Genomic DNA, 2,443 nt, shown 5'->3' on the forward strand with positions numbered 1-2,443 from the left:
CCGCCCACGACCTGCGACAGGGCCAGCCCGACGCCGCCGCCTTCCCGCGCGGCGCCTGGCTCGCCGCCGGGGACCTCGCGCTCACCGCCGCGCCCAGCGAGGCCTTCGGGCCCGGCGACCCGCAGGGCCGGCGCGAACTGCGGGAGGTGCTCGCCGACTACCTCGCCCGGGCCCGCGGGGTGCGGACCGACCCGGACCGGATCGTGGTCTGCTCCGGCTTCGCCCACGCGCTGCGCCTGCTGTTCGACGGGCCGCGCTCCGCGCTCCCCGCCCTGGACGCCGGCCCGCTCGCCGTCGAGGGCTACGGCCTCGGCTTCCACCGCGGCCTGCTGGCCGCGGCCGGGGTCACCACCGTCCCGCTCCCGCTCGACGAGCACGGCGCGCGGACCGGCGCCCTGGCGCACCACCCCGAGGTCCGCGCCGCGCTGCTCACCCCCGCCCACCAGTTCCCGACCGGGGGACCCCTGCACGCGGGCCGCCGGGCGGCGGTGGTCGACTGGGCGCGCGGGCGCGGCGGCCTGGTCCTGGAGGACGACTACGACGGCGAGTTCCGCTACGACCGGCAGCCGGTCGGCGCGTTGCAGGGCCTGGACCCGGAGCGGGTGGTCTACCTCGGGACGGCCAGCAAGAGCCTCAGCCCCGCGCTGCGGCTCGGCTGGATGGTGCCGCCCGACCACCTGGTGGACCGGGTGCTCGCCGCCAAGGGCGAGCGGGAGGCCTGGGCGAGCGCGCTGGACCAGCTGACCCTGGCGGAGTTCATCGACTCGGGCGGCTACGACCGGCACGTGCGGCGGATGCGCCGCCGCTACCGCGACCGGCGCGACCGGCTGGTCGACGCGCTGGCCGAACGGGCCCCGCACATCGAGGTCACCGGGATCGCGGCCGGACTGCACGCGGTGCTGCGGCTCGCGCCCGGCACCGAGCGCCCGGTGGTCGAGGCTGCCGCCTGCCGGGGGCTGGCCCTGGACGGGCTGGCGGACTTCCGGCACCCGCTCCTCGCGCCGGAGGCGATGCCGGCCGTGGACGGCCTGGTGGTCGGCTACGCGACCCCGCCCGACCACGCCTACCCGGCGGCGCTGGAGGCGCTCTGCGCGATCCTGCCGCCACCGCGCTGATCGAGCCGGACGGGCCGGCGGGGCGGCCGCCGCCCCGCGCGGGCGGGCGCGGAGGGTAGGGCTCCGGCCGCCCGGCCGCGAAGGAACCGGAAGGTAATGGCCCCGGTGTCCGCTCCCCGGTCATATGCCGGTACGGGCCCGGGCGGAGGCCGCCTCCGGCGCCCGGTCCGCCGCTTACGCTCTTTGGTCATGCGCACTTCATTCCTGAGCCGCTTCGGCCTCCCCGCGATCCTCGCCTTCCTCGTCGCCCTGCTGCTGTCGGCGACCCCCGCCCACGCAGGCACCCCGGTGCTCTCCGTCTCCGTCGACAAGACGACCGCCACCCCGGGCTCCGACGTCACCCTGACGCTCACCCTGACCAACCCGCACGACACCCCCGCCCAGTTCGTCTACGAGTCCATCCAGCCGACGTACGCCACCACCCTGAACACCGGCCTCAAGTACGCCTTCTCCTCCTGTGGCGGCAACGTCACCAGCTGTGACACCGGTGCCACCAACGGGCTGGTCCACCACTCCGTCCCGGTCGCGGCCGGCGCCACCACCACGGTCACCCTGACCTACACCGTCGGCGCCGACTCGGTCTGCGGCAACGGCGCGCGGATCGACTTCTACACCTACCTCTACTACGAGTACGCGAACGGCACGGCCAGCGACTCCGGCATCTTCAACGTGGCCGGCAACGAGGTCGTCTGCGCCTGACCACCCACGCCCCCGTACCCGTCCATGAACCCCCGTCAGGTGCCCGTCGTCCCCAGGCGCCTGGCGGGGCCTTGGCCGTTCCCGGCCGGGACTCGCGCCCCGGCGTTGTCGGACCCTCGTGGCAGGCTTGGCGCATGGCCGAACCCGTGACCACCGACACCCCCGTGACCGCCCCCGGCGAGGGCGTTCCGCCGATACCCGGCGAGGGCGTTCCGCCGATACCCGGCGAGGTCGCGGAGCTGATCCGCGCCCGGGCCGGGGAGCGGCTGGCGCCGCTGGTCCACGGACTGTTCCGGTCCTCCCTCGTCCTCGACCCGGTGCGGGACCGGGGCCCGGAGGACGAGGCCGCCGGGCGGCTCGGCGGGCTGCCCGCGCTGCCGGAGGGCACCGGCTGGCCGCAGGTCGCCGGCCGCCCGATGCAGCTGCTCGCCGAACTCGACTGCGCGGCGCTCGCCGCCGCCTTCGAAGCCGCCGGACCGGACACCGGCCGCTGGCCGCTGCCCGCCGAGGGGCTGCTGCTCTTCTTCCACGACGAGTGGTTCGCCGACTTCGCCGGCCGCGGCTGCCGCGTCCTGCACGTGCCCGCCGGTGCGCCGCCGCGGCCCGCGCCGCCCGCGGAGCGGGGCGCG

The 2,443-nt window shown here is 76.8% G+C and carries 3 protein-coding genes; all 3 read left to right on the top strand.

What is annotated here, in order from left to right; translation table 11 throughout:
* Positions 1 to 1,115: aminotransferase-like domain-containing protein (locus tag ABD308_RS32565; protein ID WP_344343102.1), on the top strand; the 1,115-nt coding region annotated here is incomplete at its 5' end.
* Between the two features lie 189 nt (positions 1,116 to 1,304).
* Positions 1,305 to 1,814 (top strand): hypothetical protein, encoded by a 510-nt coding sequence (locus tag ABD308_RS32570; protein ID WP_344343104.1) that lies wholly within the window; start codon positions 1,305 to 1,307, stop codon positions 1,812 to 1,814.
* 134 nt (positions 1,815 to 1,948) lie between these two features.
* Positions 1,949 to 2,443, top strand: a 495-nt coding sequence (locus ABD308_RS32575) for a DUF1963 domain-containing protein (RefSeq protein WP_344343106.1), incomplete at its 3' end; no start/stop codon positions are given.

Source organism: Kitasatospora putterlickiae, from assembly GCF_039527695.1.
Classification (GTDB): Bacteria; Actinomycetota; Actinomycetes; order Streptomycetales; family Streptomycetaceae; genus Kitasatospora; species Kitasatospora putterlickiae.

Bases quoted from the DNA above. Each gene is read 5' to 3' on its own strand.
- ABD308_RS32570 (WP_344343104.1), top strand. From the start codon at position 1,305: ATGCGCACTTCATTCCTGAGCCGCTTCGGCCTCCCCGCGATCCTCGCC.